The organism is Asanoa siamensis, from assembly GCF_016862555.1.
GTDB lineage: Bacteria > Actinomycetota > Actinomycetes > Mycobacteriales > Micromonosporaceae > Asanoa > Asanoa siamensis.
Genome location: NZ_BONE01000036.1, coordinates 1 through 20132, shown reverse-complemented (window position 1 = coordinate 20132; position 20132 = coordinate 1). Strand labels below are relative to the sequence as shown.

The 20132-nt window shown below is 74.4% G+C and carries 20 protein-coding genes and 1 pseudogene; 13 read left to right on the top strand and 8 right to left on the bottom strand.

The features are described 5' to 3' along the window. The first annotated feature begins 86 nt into the window (after positions 1–86). From Asi02nite_RS22030 to Asi02nite_RS22005, 6 genes are all read left to right on the top strand, one after another. Positions 87–1541, top strand: coding sequence for a pyridoxal phosphate-dependent decarboxylase family protein (locus Asi02nite_RS22030; RefSeq protein WP_373312313.1), 1455 nt, complete (start codon positions 87–89; stop codon positions 1539–1541). Further along, positions 1541–2839: a lysine N(6)-hydroxylase/L-ornithine N(5)-oxygenase family protein gene (locus Asi02nite_RS22025; protein ID WP_203715775.1), complete on the top strand. Its 1299-nt coding sequence runs from the start codon at positions 1541–1543 to the stop codon at positions 2837–2839. The genes Asi02nite_RS22030 and Asi02nite_RS22025 overlap by 1 nt, the downstream gene beginning before the upstream one ends. Beyond that, positions 2836–5085, top strand: coding sequence for a GNAT family N-acetyltransferase (locus Asi02nite_RS22020; RefSeq protein ID WP_275410378.1), 2250 nt, complete (start codon positions 2836–2838; stop codon positions 5083–5085). Before Asi02nite_RS22025 ends, Asi02nite_RS22020 begins: the two co-directional genes overlap by 4 nt. Further along, on the top strand, positions 5082–7016 hold the full coding sequence (locus tag Asi02nite_RS22015; protein WP_203715774.1) for a penicillin acylase family protein: 1935 nt from the start codon (positions 5082–5084) through the stop codon (positions 7014–7016). Before Asi02nite_RS22020 ends, Asi02nite_RS22015 begins: the two co-directional genes overlap by 4 nt. A 43-nt stretch (positions 7017–7059) precedes the next feature. Then, positions 7060–7599, top strand: a complete 540-nt coding sequence (atpF, locus tag Asi02nite_RS22010) for a F0F1 ATP synthase subunit B (protein WP_203715773.1) — start codon at positions 7060–7062, stop codon at positions 7597–7599. Positions 7600–7715: 116 nt separating this feature from the next. Then, positions 7716–8369: a hypothetical protein gene (locus Asi02nite_RS22005; protein ID WP_203715772.1), complete on the top strand. Its 654-nt coding sequence runs from the start codon at positions 7716–7718 to the stop codon at positions 8367–8369. Here the strand turns inward: Asi02nite_RS22005 and Asi02nite_RS22000 are convergent. Together Asi02nite_RS22000 and Asi02nite_RS21995 are read right to left on the bottom strand one after the other, a co-directional pair. Then, a complete protein-coding gene (locus Asi02nite_RS22000) occupies positions 8346–8705 on the bottom strand; it encodes a TraR/DksA family transcriptional regulator (RefSeq protein ID WP_203715771.1) in 360 nt (119 codons plus the stop codon). The genes Asi02nite_RS22005 and Asi02nite_RS22000 overlap by 24 nt on opposite strands. 22 nt (positions 8706–8727) lie before the next feature. Then, the gene (locus tag Asi02nite_RS21995; RefSeq protein WP_203715770.1) at positions 8728–9855 is read right to left on the bottom strand and encodes an FAD-dependent monooxygenase; all 1128 of its coding nucleotides are present in this window, start codon (positions 9853–9855) and stop codon (positions 8728–8730) included. A gap of 70 nt (positions 9856–9925) precedes the next feature. On the opposite strand from Asi02nite_RS21995, the gene Asi02nite_RS21990 reads away from it, so the two are divergent. Beyond that, positions 9926–10510 (top strand): TetR/AcrR family transcriptional regulator, encoded by a 585-nt coding sequence (locus Asi02nite_RS21990; protein ID WP_239126911.1) that lies wholly within the window; start codon positions 9926–9928, stop codon positions 10508–10510. A gap of 48 nt (positions 10511–10558) precedes the next feature. Beyond that, on the top strand, positions 10559–11143 hold the full coding sequence (locus tag Asi02nite_RS21985) for a suppressor of fused domain protein (protein ID WP_203715768.1): 585 nt from the start codon (positions 10559–10561) through the stop codon (positions 11141–11143). On the opposite strand, the gene Asi02nite_RS21980 is transcribed toward Asi02nite_RS21985, so the two are convergent. The 4 genes from Asi02nite_RS21980 to Asi02nite_RS21965 form a co-directional block, all read right to left on the bottom strand. Further along, on the bottom strand, positions 11133–11972 hold the full coding sequence (locus Asi02nite_RS21980; RefSeq protein ID WP_203715767.1) for an SAM-dependent methyltransferase: 840 nt from the start codon (positions 11970–11972) through the stop codon (positions 11133–11135). The two genes, Asi02nite_RS21985 and Asi02nite_RS21980, sit on opposite strands and share 11 nt — an antisense overlap. 13 nt (positions 11973–11985) lie before the next feature. Continuing rightward, positions 11986–14601 (bottom strand): LuxR C-terminal-related transcriptional regulator, encoded by a 2616-nt coding sequence (locus tag Asi02nite_RS21975; RefSeq protein WP_203715766.1) that lies wholly within the window; start codon positions 14599–14601, stop codon positions 11986–11988. Positions 14602–14680: 79 nt separating this feature from the next. After that, positions 14681–15574 carry an alpha/beta hydrolase family protein gene (locus tag Asi02nite_RS21970; protein ID WP_203715765.1) on the bottom strand — a complete coding sequence of 298 codons (894 nt, stop codon included), beginning with the start codon at positions 15572–15574 and terminating at the stop codon, positions 14681–14683. 58 nt (positions 15575–15632) lie between these two features. Then, complete coding sequence (locus Asi02nite_RS21965; RefSeq protein ID WP_239126909.1) at positions 15633–16697, bottom strand: PQQ-dependent sugar dehydrogenase; 1065 nt, start codon at positions 16695–16697, stop codon at positions 15633–15635. 60 nt (positions 16698–16757) lie between these two features. On the opposite strand from Asi02nite_RS21965, the gene Asi02nite_RS41740 reads away from it, so the two are divergent. The 3 genes from Asi02nite_RS41740 (at position 16758) to Asi02nite_RS21955 (ending at position 17825) form a co-directional block, all read left to right on the top strand. Further along, complete coding sequence (locus Asi02nite_RS41740) at positions 16758–16988, top strand: hypothetical protein (RefSeq protein ID WP_239126908.1); 231 nt, start codon at positions 16758–16760, stop codon at positions 16986–16988. Between the two features lie 89 nt (positions 16989–17077). Further along, positions 17078–17251 (top strand): DUF4236 domain-containing protein, encoded by a 174-nt coding sequence (locus Asi02nite_RS21960; protein WP_089248056.1) that lies wholly within the window; start codon positions 17078–17080, stop codon positions 17249–17251. 76 nt (positions 17252–17327) lie between these two features. Next, complete coding sequence (locus Asi02nite_RS21955; protein WP_239126903.1) at positions 17328–17825, top strand: potassium channel family protein; 498 nt, start codon at positions 17328–17330, stop codon at positions 17823–17825. Here the strand turns inward: Asi02nite_RS21955 and Asi02nite_RS21950 are convergent. Both Asi02nite_RS21950 and Asi02nite_RS21945 read right to left on the bottom strand, forming a co-directional pair. Beyond that, positions 17806–18705, bottom strand: coding sequence for a hypothetical protein (locus tag Asi02nite_RS21950; RefSeq protein WP_239126900.1), 900 nt, complete (start codon positions 18703–18705; stop codon positions 17806–17808). The two genes, Asi02nite_RS21955 and Asi02nite_RS21950, sit on opposite strands and share 20 nt — an antisense overlap. 24 nt (positions 18706–18729) lie before the next feature. Further along, complete coding sequence (locus Asi02nite_RS21945) at positions 18730–19248, bottom strand: VOC family protein (RefSeq protein ID WP_203715762.1); 519 nt, start codon at positions 19246–19248, stop codon at positions 18730–18732. Positions 19249–19297: 49 nt separating this feature from the next. On the opposite strand from Asi02nite_RS21945, the gene Asi02nite_RS21940 reads away from it, so the two are divergent. Together Asi02nite_RS21940 and Asi02nite_RS21935 are read left to right on the top strand one after the other, a co-directional pair. Continuing rightward, on the top strand, positions 19298–19747 hold the full coding sequence (locus Asi02nite_RS21940) for a MarR family winged helix-turn-helix transcriptional regulator (protein ID WP_203715761.1): 450 nt from the start codon (positions 19298–19300) through the stop codon (positions 19745–19747). 123 nt (positions 19748–19870) lie between these two features. Then, positions 19871–20132, top strand: a pseudogene (locus tag Asi02nite_RS21935) (tetratricopeptide repeat protein); the annotation flags it as partial.

The window sequence follows — 20132 nt, the reverse complement described above, 5'->3', positions numbered from 1 at the left end:
CTACCCTAGCGACCCCCTGTTCCGTTTCGCGCGTCAGCCAGGTAACGTCTGGCCCGAGTTAGGCAAGGCTAACCTAAAGGGAGGTCGTGTTGGAGAGCTCCACTCCACACTTGTTCGGCCGGTCCACTGTCACCACGTTCCAGCACGACGTCGCGCGGGCCGCCGCCGCCGTCGCGGAGCGGGTGAGCACCGTGCGCCGCCCCTACTCGGGCGCGAGCCTGACCGACCTGCAGGGCATGGTCGACGCCGTCGACCTGGACCGGCCGCTGGGCGACACCGACGCCGCCCTCGACGAGATCGCCCGCCTCTACCTCGACCACGCGGTCTGGTTCCACGAGCCCGGCTACGTCGCCCACCTGAACTGCCCCGTCGCCCTCCCCGCGCTCAGCGCCGAGGTGCTGCTGGCCGCCGTCAACTCGTCGGTCGACACCTACGACCAGAGCACCACCGGCACGTTGATCGAGCGCCGGCTGGTCGACTGGGCCGCCGGCCGGATCGGCTTCGGCCCCGACGCGGACGGCGTCTTCACCAGCGGCGGCACCCAGTCCAACCTGCACGGGCTGCTGCTCGCCCGGGAGGCGAGCCCGGCCACCGACCTGTCCCGGATGCGCGTCCTGGCCACCGCCGAGGCCCACTTCAGCGTCACCCAGGCGGCGATCCTGCTCGGGCTCGGCCGTGACGCCGTCGTCACCGTCGGCACCGACGGCGGCGGCCGGATGGACCCGGTCGCGCTGACCGCGGCGCTGGACGGCCTGACCCGCTTCGGCCTCACACCGATGGCCGTCGTCGCGACCGCGGGCACCACCGACCTCGGCTGCGTCGACCCGATCGCCGACATCGCCGAGGCCTGCGCCCGCCGCGGCGTCTGGCTGCACGTCGACGCGGCGTACGGCTGCGGCCTGCTCGTCTCGACCCGACGCCGGCACCTGCTCGACGGCATCGAGCGGGCCGACTCGGTCACCGTCGACTTCCACAAGAGCTTCTTCCAGCCGATCAGCTCCAGCGCCATCATCGTGCGGCACTCGGCCGCCATGCGCCGGATCGCCCACCACGCCGACTACCTCAACCCGCGTACGGCCACCGTGCCCAACCAGGTCGACAAGAGCCTGCAGACGACCCGCCGGTTCGACGCGCTCAAGCTCTGGATGACCCTGCGCACGGTCGGCTCCGAGCAGCTCGGCGCGATGTTCGACCGCGTCGTCGACCTCGCCGAGGAGGCACACGGCCTGCTCACCGACGACCCGGAGTTCGAGGTGCACGCCGCGCCGACGCTGAGCACGGTGCTGTTCCGCTACCGGCCGGCGGCGCTGGACGACGCGGCCTGCGACGACCTGACCCCGCGGCTGCGGGCCCGGCTGTTCGCCGGCGGCGAGGCCATCATCGCCGGCACCACCCGGGCGGGCCGGCCCTGGCTCAAGTTCACCCTGCTCAACCCGATGACCACGGCCGACCACCTGCGGGCCGTGCTCGACCGGGTCCGCGAGGCCGGCGACGCGCTGCTCGCCGAGGACGACCCGCGGCTCGCGACGGCGGTGGTGTGATGCGGATCCACGACTTCGCCGGCGTCGGCGTCGGCCCGTTCAACCTCGGCCTGGCCTGCCTCACCGCCGACCTGGCCGATGTGGACGGTGTGTTCTTCGAACAGCGGGACGGCTTCGACTGGCATCCGGGCCTGATGATCCCGGGCGCCACGATCCAGGTGCCGTTCCTCGCCGACCTCGTCACGCTGGCCGACCCGACCTCACGTTTCTCGTTCCTCAACTACCTGAAGCGGACCGGCCGGCTCTACCGCTACTACATCCGGGAGAGCTTCTACCCGTTGCGCGCCGAGTACAACGCCTACTGCCAGTGGGCGGCGGCCCAGCTCCCGTCGCTGCGCTTCGGCAGCCGGGTCGAGCGCGTCGACTACGACGGGACCCGTCGGGCGTACGCCCTGCGGGTGCTCTCCGCCGGCGCGGTCGAGACGGTCTGGGCACGCAAGCTCGTGCTCGGCATCGGCACCGCACCGAGGATCCCGGCGCCGCTGCGCGACCTGCCGGGCCCCGTGGTGCACAGCGCCGACTACCTGTCGGCCAAGCCGCGCCTCGAAGCGCTCGACTCCGTCACCGTCGTCGGCAGTGGACAGAGTGCCGCCGAGATCTACCTCGACCTGCTGCCCGGCACGGCCACGCACGGCTACCACCTGAGCTGGCTCACCCGCTCGCCGCGCTTCTTCCCCATGGAATACACGAAGCTGACGCTGGAGATGACGTCTCCGGAGTACGTCCGCTACCACCACGCCCTGCCCACCGCGACCCGCGACCGGCTCGGCCGCGAGCAGCGCAACCTCTACAAGGGAATCAGCGGCGACCTCGTCGACACCATCTTCGACACTCTCTACGAGCAGGGCCTGGCGGGCGACGTCCCGACCACGCTGCGCACCGGCGTCGAGGTCACCGCGGCCGGCTGGGACGGCGAGCGCTACACCCTCGACCTGCACCACGCCGAGCAGGACCGGTCGTTCCGGGCGCGGACCCAGGGCCTGGTGCTGGCCACCGGCTACGCGCCGCGGGTGCCGACCTTCCTCGACCCCGTCCGCGACCGGATCCGGTGGGACGAGCGCGGCCGGTACGACGTCTCGCTCGGCTACGCGGTCGACGTGGCCGGCGACGAGATCTTCGTGCAGAACGCCGAGGAGCACACGCACAGCCTGACCGCGCCGGACCTGGGCATGGGCGCCTACCGCAACTCGGTCATCATCCGGGCCCTGACGGGCCGCGAGATCTACCCGGTGGAGGAGCGCATCGCGTTCCAGGAGTTCGGCGCGCCGGCCCCGGCGCTCGCGGAGGTGGCATCGTGACGTACACCCTGGAACCGCTCGACCTCGACGCGCACGCGGAGCTGTTGCACGGCTGGGTGACCCACCCCCGGTCCGTCTACTGGGGAATGCGGGGCGCCTCGGTCGAGACGGTGCGCAAGGCGTACGCGGAGATCGCCGGCGACCCGCACCACGACGCGTGGCTCGGCCGGCTCGACGGCGAGCCGGTGTTCCTCGCCGAGACCTACGAGCCGGCGCACAGCGAGCTGGCCGGCCAGTACCGGGTCGCCGACGGCGACGTCGGGATGCACGTGCTGGTCGCACCGCCCGCTCCCGGCGCCACGCCGAAGCACGGGCTCACCTCCGGCGTGATGCGGGCCGTGATGTCGTTCATCTTCGCCGACCCGCGCGCCCACCGCGTCGTGGTCGAGCCCGACGAGCGCAACGCGGCCATCGCGCGCAAGAACGCCGAGGTCGGCTTCGTCGAGGAGCGCCGCGTCCAGCTCTCCGACAAGGTGGCCCGGCTGAGCTTCTGCACCCGCGCCGCGTACGAGCGGACCGCGCCGGAACCGCCCGCGCACCTGACGCCGGAGACCATGGCGGTCGCGCACCGGCGGCTCGTCGCCAAGGCGATCGCGGAGTTCAGCCACGAGCGGATCCTCACGCCCCAGCCGTTGCCCGGCGGCGGTTTCGCGGTGCACGGCCACCGCTTCCAGGCGCACCGCTACGGCCTGGAGCACTGGGTGGTCGACGCGGACTCGCTGGCCCGCGACGACGGCGGGCCGGTGGACGCGATGGCGTTCGTGGCCGGGCTGGCCGGCACGCTCGGCATCCCGGACAAGCTCGTCGGCACCTACCTGGAGGAGATCGCGGCCACCCTCGCGGGCGCCGCGTGGAAGCACCACCACGAGCGCCTCGACGCGCGGGCGCTCGTGCACGCCGACTTCCAGGCGATCGAGGCCGCGATGACCGAGGGGCACCCCGGGTTCGTGGCCAACAACGGGCGGATCGGCTTCGGCCTCGCCGACCACGAGGCGTACGCACCGGAGGCGGGGCAACCGGTCCGGCTCGTCTGGCTCGCGGTCCGCAAGGACGAGAGCGACTTCACCGCGGGCGAGGGGGTGTCCGAGGACGCCTTCTACGCGGCCGAACTCGGCCCGGAGACGCTGGACCGGTTCGGGACCCGGCTGCGCGGCCTCGGCCTCGATCCGGCCGACTACCGCTTTCTGCCCGCGCACCCGTGGCAGTGGGAGCACAAGCACGCGATCACGTTCGCGCCCGACATCGCCCGGCGGTCGATCGTGCCACTGGGCACGGGGAACGACCGCTACCGCGCGCAGCAGTCGATCCGCACGTTCTTCAACACCGACCGGCCCGACCGGCACTACGTGAAGACCGCGCTGGCGATCCAGAACATGGGCTTCCTGCGTGGCCTGTCCCCCACCTACATGCGGGCCACGCCGCCGATCAACGACTGGGTGGCCGACGTCGTGCGCGGCGACGACACCCTGCGCGCCTGCGGCTTCGACGTGCTGCGCGAGCTGGCGTCGGCCGGCTACACCGGCGACGCGTACCACCGCAGCGGTTTCGTCTCGGCGCACCAGCGGATGCTGGCGGCGCTGTGGCGCGAGAGCCCGCTGCCCCGCCTCGCGCCCGGCGAGCGGCTGGCCACGATGGCGAGCCTGCTGCACCGCGACCGGTCCGGGCGGTCGCTGGCCGCCGAGCTCGTCGCCGCGTCCGGGCTGCCGGCCGACCGCTGGGTCGCGACCTACCTGCGCGCGTACGTGCGCCTGGTCGTCCACTGCATCCTCCGGCACGACCTCGCCTTCATGCCCCACGGCGAGAACCTGATCCTGGTGCTCGACGGGCACGTGCCCACCCGGGTGTTCATGAAGGACATCGGGGAGGAGGTCGCCGTGATGAGCACCGAGCGGCCGCTGCCGGCCGCGATCGAGCGGATCAGGATCGACGTCTCCGACGACGTCAAGGCCCTGGCGTTGCACACCGACGTGTTCGACGGCTTCCTGCGGCACCTCGCGGGCATCCTCGACGTCGACGGCGTGCTGCCCTGGAGCCGGTTCTGGACGCTGGTCGCGGAGTGCGTGGCCGAGCACGGCGCCGACCACCCGGAGCTGCGCGGCCGGCTCGCGCTGGACCGGCCCGAGTTCCACCACTCGTGCCTCAACCGCCTGCAGCTCCGCAACACGCTGCAGATGGTCGACCTCACCGACCAGGCCGGCTCGCTGATCTTCGCCGGCACGCTGGTCAACCCGATCGCCGCGCGATGAAGGTACGCCGCGACGACTACGGCATCCCGCACCTCTGGGCGCAGGACGCCGACCAGCTCGCCTTCCTGCAGGGCCGGGTCACCGCGACCGACCGGGCCTGGCAGATCGAGGTCGAACGCCTGCGCGCAGAGGGCCGCCTGGCCGCCGTGCTCGGCCCGGCGGAGCTGCCGTGGGACCGGTTCGCCCGCCGGGCCCGTTTCGACGACACCGCCCGCCGCTGCTTCGCCGCCCTGGCGCCGGACACCCGGCGCTGGGTGGCGGCCTTCGTGGACGGTGTGAACGAGGGCCTGGCGACGGCCGACGCGCCGGAGTTCGCGGAGGTCGGCGTCCGCCCGGGCCGCTGGCAGCCGTGGTCACCGCTGGGTGTGTTCCTCGTGCAGCACGCGCTGTTCGGCACGTTCCCGCACAAGCTGTGGCGGGCCGACCTCACCGCCGCGCTCGGCGGCACCGCGCTGTTCGCGGCCGCCGAGCCGGGCGGGTCGGGCAGCAACGCGTGGGCGCTGGCCGGTCCGCGGCCGGTGCTGGCCGGCGACCCGCACCGCCTGCTCGAGCTGCCGGGGATCTACCAGCAGATCGGCCTCGCGTGCCCGGAGTTCGACGTGATCGGCCTGGCCTTCCCGGGCGTGCCGGGCGTGCCGCACTTCGGGCACACCGGCGGCGTCGCCTGGGGCATCACCAACGCGATGGCCGACTACCAGGACCTGTACCGGGAGGAGCTGCGCCGCGACGGCGGCGAGGTCTCGGCACGCGGTCCGGCGGGCTGGGAACCGGTCGCCGTGCACGTCGAGCGCGTGGCGGTCCGCGACGCCGAGCAGGTGGCGGTCGAGGTGATGGAGACAGCCCGCGGGCCGGTCGTCGACGTCGACCGGCGGACCGGCGAGGCGCTGAGCCTGCGTACGCCCAGCCGGGTCGAGGCCGCGCTCGGCTTCGACGCGCTGCTGCCGCTGCTGCGGGCCCGGACCACCGGCGACGTCGTGGCGGCGCTGCGGGCGTGGGTCGAGCCCGTCAACAGCGTGCTGGTCGCGGACACCACCGGCGACGTGCGCGAGCTCGTCGCCGGTCTGGTCCCGGTGCGGGACGCGCGGTGCCACCGCGAGCCCGTGCCGGCCTGGGACGCCCGGCTCGCCTGGCGGGGCTATGCCGAGCCGGCGGCGGCGCGGGTCGACGACGTCGCCGTGCACGCCAACGACCGCCGGCCCGCGGTGGCCGACCTCGGCACGGACTTCGCGCCACCGCACCGCGCGCGGCGGATCCGGGAGCTGCTCGACGCGGGCACCCCGGCCGCGGCGATCCACACCGACGACCGGGCGGTGCCGCTGCGGGACCTGCTGGCCGCGGCCGCGGTGACCGGCCCGGCGGCGGACCTGCGGGAGCGGTTGCTCGCCTGGGACGGCGCGATGAGCGCGTCGAGTGTGGCCGCCGGCGCCTACGCGGCTTGGCGCGGCGCTCTCGTGCGCCGGCTGCACGCGCATCCGGTCCTGCGCCCGTTGCGCGTGCCGTCGGCGTACGACGAGCTGTTCGCGCCCTGGACCGACCCGCTCGGCCGGATCGGGGCGTCGCTTCCCAGCGTGCTCGCGGGCATCCCGGACCGGGCGCGGATCGCGGCGGACGCGCTCGTGGACGCCGCGGCGGAACCGGCCATGCCGTGGGGCGGGCGGCACCTGCTGACCCCCGTCCAGGCGCTGCCGGGCGGTGCGCCCACCACGCCCCTCGGCGGCGACACCGACTGCGTCCTGTCGACCTACAGCGTGCCCGGCCTGTCCGACGCGTGCTGGCGTGGCCCGGTCGCCCGCTGGGTCTGGGATCTCGGCGACCGCGCGGCCAGCCGGTGGATCGTGCCGTTCGGGGCCGGCGGGCGCCCGGGTGACCCGCACTACGCCGACCAGCTGCCGCTCTGGGCGGCCGGCGCGCTCATCCCGGTGAGTTTCTGAATCGATCTCGGATATAGTCGATGTCCCCGCCTGGAGGCCGTCGATGCTCCTCAGCGCAGCCGATACCCGAGCGATCATTCCGCAGTGGCCGGAGGTGCTGGTCGGCGCCGTCGCGTTCGCACTGCTGTGCCTCGTCCTGATGAAGGTCGTGTTCCCGCGGATGGAGCGGCTGTTCGCGGCGCGGGCCGACGCGATCGACGGCGGGCTGGCCCGCGCGGAAGCCGCCCGGGCGCAGGCCGAGCGGGTCCGCGACGACTACCGGCAGCGGCTGGCCGAGGCCCGCGCCGAGGCTGCCGGCATACGTGAGGAAGCCCGCACCGAGGCGGCGGAGATCCGCGCCGAGGCACTCGCGGCCGCCCGTGCCGAGGCCGACGCGATCATCGCCGCCGGACGGGCTCGGCTAGCAGCGGAACGCGCCGCTGTCCAGCAAGGTCTGCTTCCCGACATCGACCGGCTTGCCGGCGTGCTCGCGACCCGAATCCTCGATGGTCCTTCCGCACATCGTGGACATTCCCGGGCGAACGCCCCTGGTCAAGGGTTGAACTCGTCCACTTCCCCCTCGAACAACCACCGTCCGGCCTGATAGCGTCCGGCCGGACCGGGCTGCTCGAGAACGGAGGTCAACCGGTGACAGACAACCGGGTGAAAGGCCGTGTGAAGGGGCTGTTCGGTGGGACGACTCCGGACAATGGGCATCATATGACTGAGCCAGCCGAGGCATTCGGCGACCCCAACTCGCACCAGGCGCTCGCCGTGCTCACGTTGGCACAGCGCACCGCCGACGAACACATCGGGCAGGCCCAGCGGCAGGGCGAGCAGTTGCTCGCCGAGGCGCGCCGGTCCGCCGACCAGATCGCCCGCGAGGCGCAGGGCTACTCCGACGAGATGCGCCGGCAGGCCGACAAGGTGCTCGCCGACGCGCGCGCCTCGGCGGAGCAGTCGGCCCGCGACGCGGCCCAGCACGCCGACGACGTCCGCCGCGAGGGCGAGCGTCTGCTGACCGAGGCGCAGACCACCGCCGAGCAGGTGGTCGCCGACGCCAACGACACGTCGGAGCGGCTGGTCACCGAGGCGCAGGCCAACGCCGAGCAGATCACCCAGGACGCGCAGGACGCGGCGGACGCGCTCGAGCAGGACGCGCAGCAGCGCTACGAGGAGGCGGTCGGCAGCCTGCAGCCGCAGCGCGAGGCGTTGCAGCAGGAGATCGAGTCGCTGCAGCAGTTCGACCGCGAATACCGGGCGCAGCTCGTGGCGTTCATGCAGGGCCAGCTCCGCCAGCTCGGGGTCGAGACCCCGAACGCGGGCGGCGAGACCCAGCTGCTCGCCCAGCTACCGGTCGCCCGGGAAGCGTAGGCCGGCGCACTCGACACACGTACGGGCGGCTGGCAGCACGGCCAGCCGCTCGGGGTCGATCTCGCGGCCGCACCGCTCGCAGCGGCCGTAGCTGTCGTCCTCGACCCGGGCCAGCGCCGCGTCGATCGCCGCGAGCCGGTCGCGGGCGCGCTGCAGCAGGGCGCCCGCCTGCGCGCGCTCGTAGGCGATCGTCTGACCCTCGGGGTCGTGCTCGTCGTCGGTCGCGGTGCCGGTCTGCGCGGTCACGATGCCCTCGACGACCCGCCCGAGCGCCTCGATCTGCGCGACGGTGTCGCGCCGCTCGGCCCGCAACCGCTCCACCGGCGTGTCGGCCATCCCACCAGCCTAGGACAGGGCCCTACAGCGTCGGCGGGTCCCACTTCGCGAAACCGCTCATCGTGCGGAGGCCCGCGTTGTCCGGCGTGAGGCGGATCACGGCGTTGCGCAGCGCGACCGCCACCGGGTTGCGCAGGCCCTGACCGACGCGGCCCATCTGGTGGGCCGCGCGGGCCACCTGTTGCGTCCTCGGCCGCCGCTGGGCGTCGTAGGCGCGCAGCCCGCTGTCGAGGTCGCCGGCCGGGTCGCAGCTCGCCGCGAGCACGACCGCGTCCTCGATCGCCTGGTTGGCGCCCTGCCCCAGGTGGGGGGTCATCGCGTGCGCGGCGTCACCCAGCAGCGCCACCCGACCGTGCACATAGGACGGCAGCGGCGTGGCGAGGTGGTAGAGGTCGTCGCGGAGCACCGTCGTGGTCGCGGCCATGAGCGCGGGGATCGGCTCGTGCCAGCCGGCGAACCGCTCGCGTACGGCCGCCATCTCGTCGTCGCGCCAGGCCTTGGGCGGCGCGGTGACCGAGCCGAACCAGTAGACCCGGCCGTCGCCGAGCGGCACCATGCCGAACTCGGCGCCGGGCCCCCAGGTGATGGCCACGACCAGCGGCCCCCGCCACGGCTCGTCGGTGACCCCGCGCCAGGCTGTCGCGCCGGCGTAGACGGGCGGCGGGGCGTCGGGCCACAACCGGCGGCGGATGGCGCTGTTGATGCCGTCGGCGGCCACCACGAGGTCGGCCACCCGCCCGTCGACCCGCGGCTGGGGACCGGCGACGACCTCCGCCACGTCGGTGCCCGTGACCACGGTGCCCGGCGGCAGCGCGTCGTGCAGCACCCGGTGCAGCGTGGCCCGGTGGATGCCGATCGCCGACGTGCCGAGCACCCGCTGCATGGCCGCCGCGTCGACCCGGCTGAGCCACCGGCCGCCGGGGGTGCGCAGGCCGCCGGACGCCTCGACCTGGCCCTGCGCCCGCACCGCGGCGCCGACACCGAGCGCGTCGAGGGCGCGCATGCCGTTGGCCAGCAGGGTGATGCCGGCGCCGACGGCGGTGATCCGCGGCGCGCGCTCGAGCACGACCACCTCCCACCCGCGCCGGCGCAGGCCGATCGCCGCGCTGAGCCCGCCGATGCCCGCCCCGACCACGATCGCCGTCGCCATGACGACCCCTCCTCGTCTTTCTACATCTGTAGAAGACCATACTACAGGTGTAGAAGAACAGGAGCCGCCCGTGACCCGCTTCACCGACCTCACCGACGCCGCGATCGCCGTCGTGGCCGAGCAGGGCATGCGCGGCCTCACCCACCGCGCGGTCGACGCCCGGGCCGGGCTCTCCCTGGGTACGACCTCCGCGTACTTCCGGACCCGCAAGGCCCTGATCGAGGGGCTGGTCCGCCGCCTCGCCGACCTCGACGACGCGGACCTGGCGACGCGGAGCTTCGACGTGCCGACGGACCCGGCCGGTTTCGCCGACGCCGTCGCCTGGGTCCTGGACACCTGGCTGACGACCGGCCGGGAACGCACGCTGGCCCGCTACGCCTGCCTGCTGGAGGCCACGCACCACCCGGAGCTGCGGACGATCCTGGCGTACGGCCGCTCCTCGCGCGACCAGGCCCGCGCGCTGATGACCGCCGCGGGGGTGCCGAACCCGGCCCAGGCCGGCGACCACTTCGTGGCCTGTGTGGACGGTCTCCTGTTCGACCGGATGGTCGGCGCGGGCGCCCTGACCGCCCCCGCGCCGGGCACGCCGGAGAACCGCGCCGACCTGGCGACGGCCGTCCGCCGGCTGCTGGCGGGCTTCACCGGCCCTCGCTAAGGTGCGGCGCATGCGATCGCTGACCGCCGCCGTCCGCGCCCACGACGGGTGAACCACGACCTGACGCCCGCCGGGCGGGCGCTCGTGCGGCATTTCGACGAGCTGTTCCCCGGTGACGCGGCCGTGCTGCTGCCGCCGGCTCCCGGCCCGATCGCCGGCCTGGTGCCGAACCTGCACGTCCTGCGGACACGGCCGCCGGACGGCGGGCTCGTCTACGCCACCGTCGGCCTGTGGGACGCGACCCAGCGCGACGGGCACGGCCTGGAGTTCGTGCTGCACGCGCCCGGCCCCGCCGACGAGGCGCACGTCGAGACGCTCACGATGGTCGCGTACTACCACGCCTCCGGCGGCGACTACGTCCTCGACCACGGCCACACCGTGCCCATCGGCCGGCCCTGGCTGCCCGGGTCGGGCTGCGACCACCTGCTGGTGAGCCTGCCGTACCCGTGGGGTCCGGACCTGGAGGAGTGCCCGCTGCCCGGCGGCCACGCGCGGGTCCTCTGGCTGCTGCCGATCACCGGGGCGGAGAAGCGGTTCCGGCACGACCACGACCTGGAGGCGCTGGAGCAGCGTCTGGAGGACGCCGGGATCGTCCCGACCGATCCGCTGCGCCGCTGTGTCGTCAGCGGCTGACCTCCGCTAGCGCCACGCGCTCGATCTCGCGCAGGGTCAGGCGCCGGCCGCGCAGTTGCGGGTACCGGGCCGGGTAGTCCTCGGCGCCCACGTCCGCGCGCAGGGTCAGGCCGTGGGCCGCGAGCAGCGTCGGGAGCTCGGCCGGGTCGTAGGCGCTGAGCCAGCCGTAGCGGCGCGACGCCCGCGCGCGGCCGCGCCGGACGCGGTCGGGCAGGTAGGTGAGGACCAGCCGGCTGCCGGGCGCGAGCGAGCCCGCCCAGACGAACGTCGGCGTGACCCCGGCGGGCGGCAGGTATTGTGCGACCGCCTCGAAGACCACCAGCGTCGGCAGCGCGGCGTCGAAGCCGGCGTCGGCCAGCAGGGCCGCGAGCGGGTCCACGGTGACGTCGGCGGCCAGGTAGCGGATGTTCGCCGGCAGCGGCCCGGGCACCCGGGCCAGGGCCGCCCGCTTGAGCGCCTGCGTGCCCGGCAGGTCGAGCTCCCAGACCGGGACGGCGGCGAGCTCGGCGAGCCGGTAGGGGCGGCTGTCGAGGCCGGCGCCGAGCACGACCACCTGGCGGGCGCCGGCGGCCAGCGCGTCCCGGCACCAGTCGTCGATCACCCGGGTACGGCAGATCGCGGTGCCGCGGACGCCCGGCATGGCCGTCTCCGCGAGGCGGCCGAGCGTCAACCGCGCGCGTCGGTGCCGCGCGATCCAGCCCGGCACGCCCGTCAGCAGGTGGGCCGAGACCGGGTCGTCGAGCAGGCGCTGGGCGGGCGGGACGTCGGCTTCGAGGGCGCGCATCGTCGCGACCGCGATCGCCGTCGTCTCCACGCGTATCGATGCCACGCGTCGATGGATATCACAGTGTGCGGGCGAGCTCGGTCCGGGAGCGGACACCGAGGCGGCTGAAGATGTTGCGCAGGTGGTGGTCGACCGTACGGGTCGAGAGGAAGAGCTGGGCCGCGACCTCGCGGTTGGTCGCGCCGTCCGCGACGAGCTGGGCGATCCGCTGCTGTTGCGCGGTGAGCGTCAGGCCCGGCGGCGGTGCGGCCCGGTCGCCCGCCTCGCCCGCCGCGCGCAGCTCGGTCGACGCCTGGGCCGCCCAGATCGGCATGTCGAGCAGCGCGAAGCCCTCCGCCGCGCGGTGCAGGTGGGGCCGCGCGTCCCGGGGGTGGCGGGCACGGCGCAGGTCGCGGCCGAGCAGCAGCTCCGTGCGGGCGCGCTCGAAGTCGCCGCCGTCGGCCGGGTGCAGGCGCAGCGCGGTCTCGAACTCCGCCAGGGCGGGTCCGCTGCCCCGGGGTGCCAGCAGCGCGCGGCAGCGGGCGGCCAGCGCCTGCCGGGTCGGGTCACCGGTCGCGGCGGCCCAGCGGTCGAACACCGCCGCGGCCGCGTGGGCCGCCGCCGGGTCGCCGGCCCCGGCGGCGGCCTCGACGAGGTAGGGCGTGGCGGTCATCTGGATCAGCACCGTGCCGCTGCCGGACATCGGATCTGCCATCGTGGACAGTCGGCGCAGCGCGTCGGCGGCGCGACCGGCGACCAGGTCGAGGACGGCGAGCGCCCATTGCACGAGCGCGCGCGGCCGGCTCGCGTGCGAGCCCGAGCGCAGCTCGCGCATCCAGCCCAGGCACTCCGGCGCGGCGCCGCGCAGGGCGGCCAGCAGGGCGAGCAGGCCGACCAGGTTGCCGGCGGCCGCGCGCTGGCCGCACGCCCGGGCGGCCACGAGACCCTCGCGCGCGCTGGCGGCCGCGGCGTCGTAGGAGCCCATCCAGTACTCGACGAACGTGCGCAGCTCCAGCGCCCGCGGCAGCAGCGCGACCGCGCCGCTCGACCGGGCCAGCTCCACCGCGCGCTCCAGGATCCGGTGGGCTGCCGCGTCGTCGCCGAGCAGCAGGCCGGCCGTGGCGGCGCTGGTCAGGACCTCCGGGTCCGGTGTGGACAGTGAGAGCACCGAGCGCAGCGCCGGCCGCGCCCGCTCGTGGTCGCCCCGCATGATCGCCGCGAGGCCGGCGACCTGGGCCGAGCGCACCGGGTCGACGTGGCCGGCCCGGCGCAGCACGGCCGCCCGGCGCAGCACCTCGCGGTAACGCCCGTGGTTGCCGTCCAGGCAGACCGCCTCGCCGGCCAGCACCAGCGCCCGCCAGGCCTGGTCGGGCCGGGTCGGGGCCAGCTCGTCGGCCGAGGTCAGCAGCAGCTCGAGCGCTTCACCGGCCGGGCCGCCGCGCAGCGCGATCTCGCCGGCGAGCAGCGCACCGCCGGCGCCCGCCCGGGCCAGCAGCCGGCGGGCGCGGGCCAGGTCGCCGCCGAGCCAGGCGAACCGGGCCGCGGCGGCCCGGCGCGCGACCGCCGGGCCACCGTCGGGGGTCAGCTCGGCGGCCCGCTCCAGCGCCACCGAGCCGACGCGGCAGTCCACGACGGACTGTGCCGCCCGTTCGATCTCGTCGGCCAGGCCGGCGTCGGGCGGCGGGGTCGCGGCCGCCAGGTGCAGCAGGCGGCGCAGTCCGTGCGCGTCACCGGTGAGCAGCTTGGCCAGCGTGCGGTGGGCGCGCTGCCGGTCGGCCAGGGTGGCCTCGTCGCGCACCGCCTCGCGGGCGGCCGGGTGGGTGAACCCGGTGCCCCGCAGCAGCCCGGCCCGCTCGGCCGCGGCCAGCGCGCCGCCGCCGAGCCGCGCCAGCGCCGCCGGGTCCAGCCCGTCGTCGAGGGCCACCAGCAGCAGCGCGCGCCGGGTGCTGGCGGGCAGGGCGCGCAACCGGGTCCGGTACGCGAGGCGCAGGTCGCCGTCGGCGGGCAGCCCGGCCGGCGGTGGCTCGACGCCGCGGCGCTGGCCCGGGGTCAACGCCCGGACGAGGTCGTGCAGCGCGGCGGGGTTGCCGAAGGAGAGCCCGGCGAGCACCTCGGCCAGCGGGCCGCCCAGGCCGTGGTCGGCCAGCACGTCGGCGGCCTGGCCCGGGTCGAGCGGCGCGAGTCGCAGCGTGGTGGCGGCGACCGCCGGGCCGCCGGTGCCGGCGAAGACCACGGCGATCCGGTGGTCCCGGGCACGGCGGGCGAGGAAGGCCAGCACCTCCAGGGACGGCGGGTCGACCCGGTCGGCGTCGTCGACCACGCAGAGGACCGGCCGGTGCCGGCTGAGAGAGACGACGGCGTCGAAGAACCGGGTGCACGACCGCAGGCGCTGCTCGGCGGTGCGCGGCCGGCGGGTCGGTCGCGGCACCGGCGACGGCGGCAGCGCCGCATAGGGCAGGTCGGCCTCCCCCGGCTGCCCGCGCGCCCGCAGGCAGGCGAAACCCGGCGCCTGCCGCTCCGCGTGGGCGAGCAGCGCGCTGCGACCGGAGCCGGGGTCACCCTCGATCAGCAGGGTCCCGCCCGCGCCGTCGGCCGCCCGCCGGAGCAGGCGACCGATCGCGGCGAGCTCGCGCACCCGCCCCCGCAGCACCGGCCCGCCTGGCGCGAGAATGTGCACTGCCGGTGCAACAAGCATGTATCCAGTGTCACCTATCCGAAAGCTCTCCGCAACAAAGACGCCCGTCTATCGACGGGCGCCTTCGTTCCGGGCTGGCTCAGCTGCTCGGGCAGGTGTTGCGGTACTCGTCGATCGCGCTGCCGCTCGGGCCGGGGCAGAGGAACTGCTCGTAGCGGGTGTCGTTGTCGACGAACCGCTTGAGCCAGGCGACCATCTGCCGGCCGGTCGGCGTGTTGGTGGACTGCGGGAAGAAGTGGCTGGCGTTGTTCAGCTCCAGGTACGCCTTCTCCGCCGACGCCGGGATGCTGTTGTAGAACGGGATCGAGTGCGACGACACCGGCGCGATCGAGTCGCTCTCGCCGCCGATGATCAGCGTCGGCACCCGCAGCTCGGTCCAGCTCTTGTCGGTGTTCCACGGTGCGAGCGGGATCGCCGCCTGCAGCGACGGTCGGTCCGAGGCGGCCTCGAGACTGCCCCCACCGCCCATCGAGTGCCCGGCGACGGCGAGGCGGGTGCTGTCGACCCGGCTGCGCACCGAGCTGCTGTTGACCAGGTAGTCCAGCGCGGCGAGGAGCTGCGAGCCGCGGCTCGCGGGCTGGTCGAAGCGGCTGTTGGTCTCGATGCCGATCACGACGAAGCCGTGCGAGGCGATCCGCGGACCGAGCCAGTCGATGCTCGACCAGGCGGCGGTGTAGCCCGGCGAGATCGCGATCGCGCCGAACGTACCGTCGGCGGTGGTGGTCGGGTAGTAGATGACGCCGCCGCCGAAGCCGCTGACCAGCGACGAGACGCTGGTCGAGGACGTGGCGTAGGGACCGCGGGTGGCGTCCAGGATCGACGTGGTCGGGTTGGGGCCGCGCTCGTACGGGTTCTCGGCCGCCAGCGCGTTGGGCACGCCCGCGACACCGACACTGAGCACAGCGGCCGTGACCACGGCGGCGAGACGGATGGGTGTTCTCACGTGGGGGGCTCCTGGTCCGTCGGGGGACATCGACGTTGACCAGTGTTTGACGCGGCCCCTCAGCCGCGCATCGGCGAAATCACCGGTGTCAGAGCGTCAGGCGCAGGATCCGGTCGTCACCCGGGGCCGGGTCGCCGCGGCCGTCGTGGTTGGAGGTCAGCACCCACATCGAGCCGTCGGGCGCCGCGGCGACGTGCCGGAGGCGACCGTGCTCACCGCGCAACAGCGCCTCGGCGCCGCTGCCGTCGGTCTTGATCGTGTAGAGCCGCTCGCCGCGCAGGCAGGCCATCCAGACCAGCCCGTCGGGACCGACGGCGATGCCGCTGGGCGACGCGTCGGCCGTACGCCAGGTCGCGATCGGGTTGGTGAACGCCGGGTCGTCGGAGTTGCCCTCGGCCTCCGGCCAGCCGTAGTTGCGGCCCGGCTCGATCCGGTTGAGCTCGTCGTAGGTGTTCTGCCCGAACTCCGACGCGAACATCGCGCCGCCGCCGTCCCAGGCGAGCCCCTGCACGTTGCGGTGGCCGTAGGTGTAGACCGGGGTCGCGCCGAACGGGTTGCCGGGCGCCGGCGCGCCCTCCGGGGTGAGCCGCAGGATCTTGCCGCCGAGGCTCGCCCGGTCCTGCGCCGCGTCGCGGTCGCCCGCGTCGCCGGTGCCGACGTAGAGCATGCCGTCGGGGCCGAACGCGATCCGGCCGCCGTTGTGGTTGCCGGCCTTGGGGATGCCCGAGAACACGACGGTACGGGCGTCGGGCTGGTCGGGCCGGAACCGCGCGATCCGGTTGTCGTCGTCGGCGGTGTAGTAGACGTAGACCCAGTCGCCGGCCGGCGCGACCGCGATGCCGAGCAACCCGCCCTCGCCCGACGGGCGCGCCTCGGAGACGACGGTGACCTCGCGCGCGGTGTCGCCCCGCACCGAGAGCACCCGGGCCGTGTCCCGCTCGGTCACCAGCGCCGAGCCGTCGGGCCGGAACGCCAGCCCCCACGGCGCGCGCAGGTCGGTGACCACATCGGACACGCCGGCCGGCTGGACGTCGGGGGCGGCCTCGACCGAAGGCTCGCTGAACCACCCCCGCCAGGCGCCGACACCTCCGAGGGCGGCGGCGACGAGGACGACGACGGTCACCACGGTCAACGCGATCCGAGCCCGGCTCACCGTTCGAGAGTAACGCCGCGCCGAGCGGGCACCCAGGTGGGCGAGGAAGGGAGACCCGCCATGCTCAGCATCCGCTCGCAGGACTCGTGCCTCTGCATCGCCTCGAAGGGATCGGTCCTCTCCATCGGCTCGATCGGCTCGGTCGGCAGCATCGGCTCCATCGGCTCGGCCTTCTCGGCGTTCTCGGTCGGCTCGTGGGTGAGCGCGTTCTCGCTGCTCTCGGCGGCGTCCCTCGGCTCGATCATGTCGTGGGCCGGCCTCGGTCGGATCATGCGAAGCGGACAGCGGTAGACCCGGTTTCACGAACAGGCGTTCTGGGAACATTCCGGCCCGACCACGGCGCGCACGGGCGCCGCGGCCGAGACGAGAGGTGCCTGACCATGGGTCTGATGTTCCGTAAGCGGAAGAAGATCGGCCCGATCATCCTGAACTTCACGGAGAACGGCTTCAGCTCCTGGAGCATCAAGATCGGTCGCTGGTCGTGGAACTCCCGGGCGCGGGCCCACCGCGTCGACCTGCCGGGACCGCTGTCCTGGAAGCAGGACAAGAGCTGACCTCCCCCGCGCGCGGCGCCCTCCGGTCCTCCGGAAGGGCGCCGCGCGCGCGTCTGCCCTGAGTAGATTGTCCGATATGAACCGTGCGGCCTGGTTCCGTGTGGTGGCGGCGGTGGTGCTGCTGGTCGGCCTCTACTACGTGGTGCCGGTCGAGCCGGGTGACGCCGGCTGGCGGCTGGCGTTGCGCGCGCTGGCCGCGCTGGTCTTCGTCGGCGGCGCCATCGCGCTCGTGGTCTGGCAGATCCGCCGCCGGCTGCGTAGCGACCAGTTGCCGCTGGAGGGCCTGGCCGTCGCGCTGGTGGCCGGGGCGATCGCGTTCGCGCTGGCCGACTACGTGCTGGAGGTCTCGGCACCGGGCCAGTTCGCGGGCCTCGACACCCGCACGGACGCGCTCTATTTCGCGTTGTCCGCACTCTTCACGGTGGGCTTCGGCGACATCCACGCGGCCGGCCAGGGCGCCCGCGTACTCGTGATCTTCCAGATGGTGTTCAACATCGTGGTGCTCGCCACCGGCGCCTCGCTGTTGATCAACCAGGCCAGCGCCCGGGTGAAGGCTAGCCGGCAGGGGCGATGACCACGTCGCCGCCGAGCCGGCCGGCCGGCGGGTCGCGGGTCACCTGGCCGGCGGTGAGCAGGGCGGTGAGCACCCGGTTGGCGTCGGCGGCCCGGTAGACGGTGTCGGTGACCGCGAAGCGCCGCAGCTCGGTCACCGTCGCCCGGCCGACCTCCGCGAGGTGGGCGAGCAGCTCCCGGCGCAGCGGCCCCGGGTGCGGGCGCTCGGCGATGTCGAGGAGGTGACCCTCGGGGTCGTGCGGGTCGCGGTAGCGGACACCCGCGTACTCGTCGACCGCCCACATCGCGTCCTTGAACCCGTCGAGGCTCTTGCCCTGCCCGGTGGCGAACGCGACCAGCCGGGCACTCTCGTCGCGGGCCACCAGCTCGACGTCGGCGACCAGCGGGAACCCGGCGGCGCCGAGCTGGGCCCGGTGCTCGCGGACGCCCGCGGGCAGCACGAGCAGCAGCTCGCCGGGCTTGCCGCGGGCGACCGCGGCCAGCGTGCCGGCGGACGGCGGCGGGCCCGACCCGGCGTCGAGGAAGGCGAGCAGCGGCGCGCCCGCCGCCGAGGCCGCGCTGAGCACGGCCGGCAGCGTGTCGACGCCGCCGTCGACGGCGTGGATGTCCAACCCGGACGGCCGGTCGAGCTCCTGGTAGACCGTGTCGAGCGCGGCCCGGTCGGGGCTCGGCGCGATCACCGGGGCGGTCAGCCGGCGGCCGCGCAGCAGGTCGGTGAACTCGTCGAAGACCCGCAGCGCCGCCTCGGGCAGGCCGTCGGGCGGGCCACCGTAGGCCTGCGCGAAGGTGGCCCGCTTGGAACGGTGCAGCGCGGCCGGGCCCCAGGCGTCGAGCTGCCGCACGAGGATCTCGCGTACGACGTCGTCGATCGGCCCGGTCATGCCTCCAGTTTGGCCGATCCGGCGTCAGGCCGGAACAGAGATGCCGACACCGCCTCGCGTCTGACCGCCGTAGCGCGCCTTCTCGGCCTCGATGTCCAGCCGGCCGATCCGGCGGCGGGCGTCCAGCGCCGTGTCGTCGAGCCGGTCGGCCGGGATCAGCCAGACGATCTCGAACTCGAGCCCGTCGGGGTCCTTGCCGTAGAGCGACTTGGTGCTGCCGTGGTCGGAGGCCCCGACCAGCGCGCCCGCGGCGCTGAGCCGCTCGGCGGTCGACGACAGCTCGTCGAGCGTGTCGACCTCCCAGGCGAGGTGGTAGAGGCCGACGGTGGCGCGGCCGGCCGGCGACGGGCCGGCACCCGCGACCTCGAACAGCCCGAGGTCGTGGTCGTTGGTCGAGTCGGGAGCCTGCAGGAACGCGGCGCCCGCGAACCCGTCGGGCGTCATCGGGACCTTCGTGAAGCCGAGGACGTCCTGGTAGAAGGCGACGCTGCGGGCGAGGTCACTGACGAACAGGACCGCGTGGTTGAGTCGGTGGATGCCCATGGGCACAACGGTAGCGCCATCTAGTTGAGAGTTCAACAAAGAGGGTATGATGCCTGTCATGACGCGATGGCTGGACGACCAGGAGCAGGCCACCTGGCGTGCTTTCCTCAGTGCCACCCGGGCCCTGATGGACTCCCTGGACCGCGAGCTGCAGCACGAGGCCGGCATGCCGCACGCCTACTACGAGATCCTGGTGCGGCTCTCCGAGGCGCCCGAGCGCCAGATGCGGATGAGTGAGCTGGCCGACGCCTGCGGCTCCTCCCGCAGCCGCCTGTCGCACGCCGTCGCCCGGCTCGAGGAGTCCGGCTGGGTCAAGCGCCAGGACTGCCCGACCGACCGGCGCGGTCAGCTCGCCGTGCTCACCGCGGACGGCCACCGCGTCCTGGTCGAGGCGGCACCCGGCCACGTCGAGGGCGTCCGCCGCCACCTCTTCGACCGGCTCACCAAGGAGCAGGTGGCCCAGCTCCGCGGCATCAGCGAGGCGGTCCTGGCCGACTAGCGTTGCGCGATACGCACGAACGGACGACTTCTGCGCCGGAGAGCCCAGGTCACGTAGGGTCCGGTCAATATCTCCGCCAACTGGCTCTTGTACCGAACGTCGCCGGACAGCCACGATGAGGCGATGTCCATCGGCCTTCGTGACCTCACCGCGCGGGCACAGGACCGGATCCATGCCGGTGACCTGGCCGGCGCGGAGGAACTGCTCGGCACCGCGCTCGCCAAGGCCGACCCCTCGCCGGCGACCGCCACCGACGAGCTCGCGCTCGCCGCCGCGCTGCAGGCCAAGGTGCTGCTCGCGCTCGGCGACGCGCACGGCGCGCGGGGCTGGGCGTCCTACGCCCACTCGGCGGCCACGCGGCTCTACGGGGCGCACGACCCGCGCA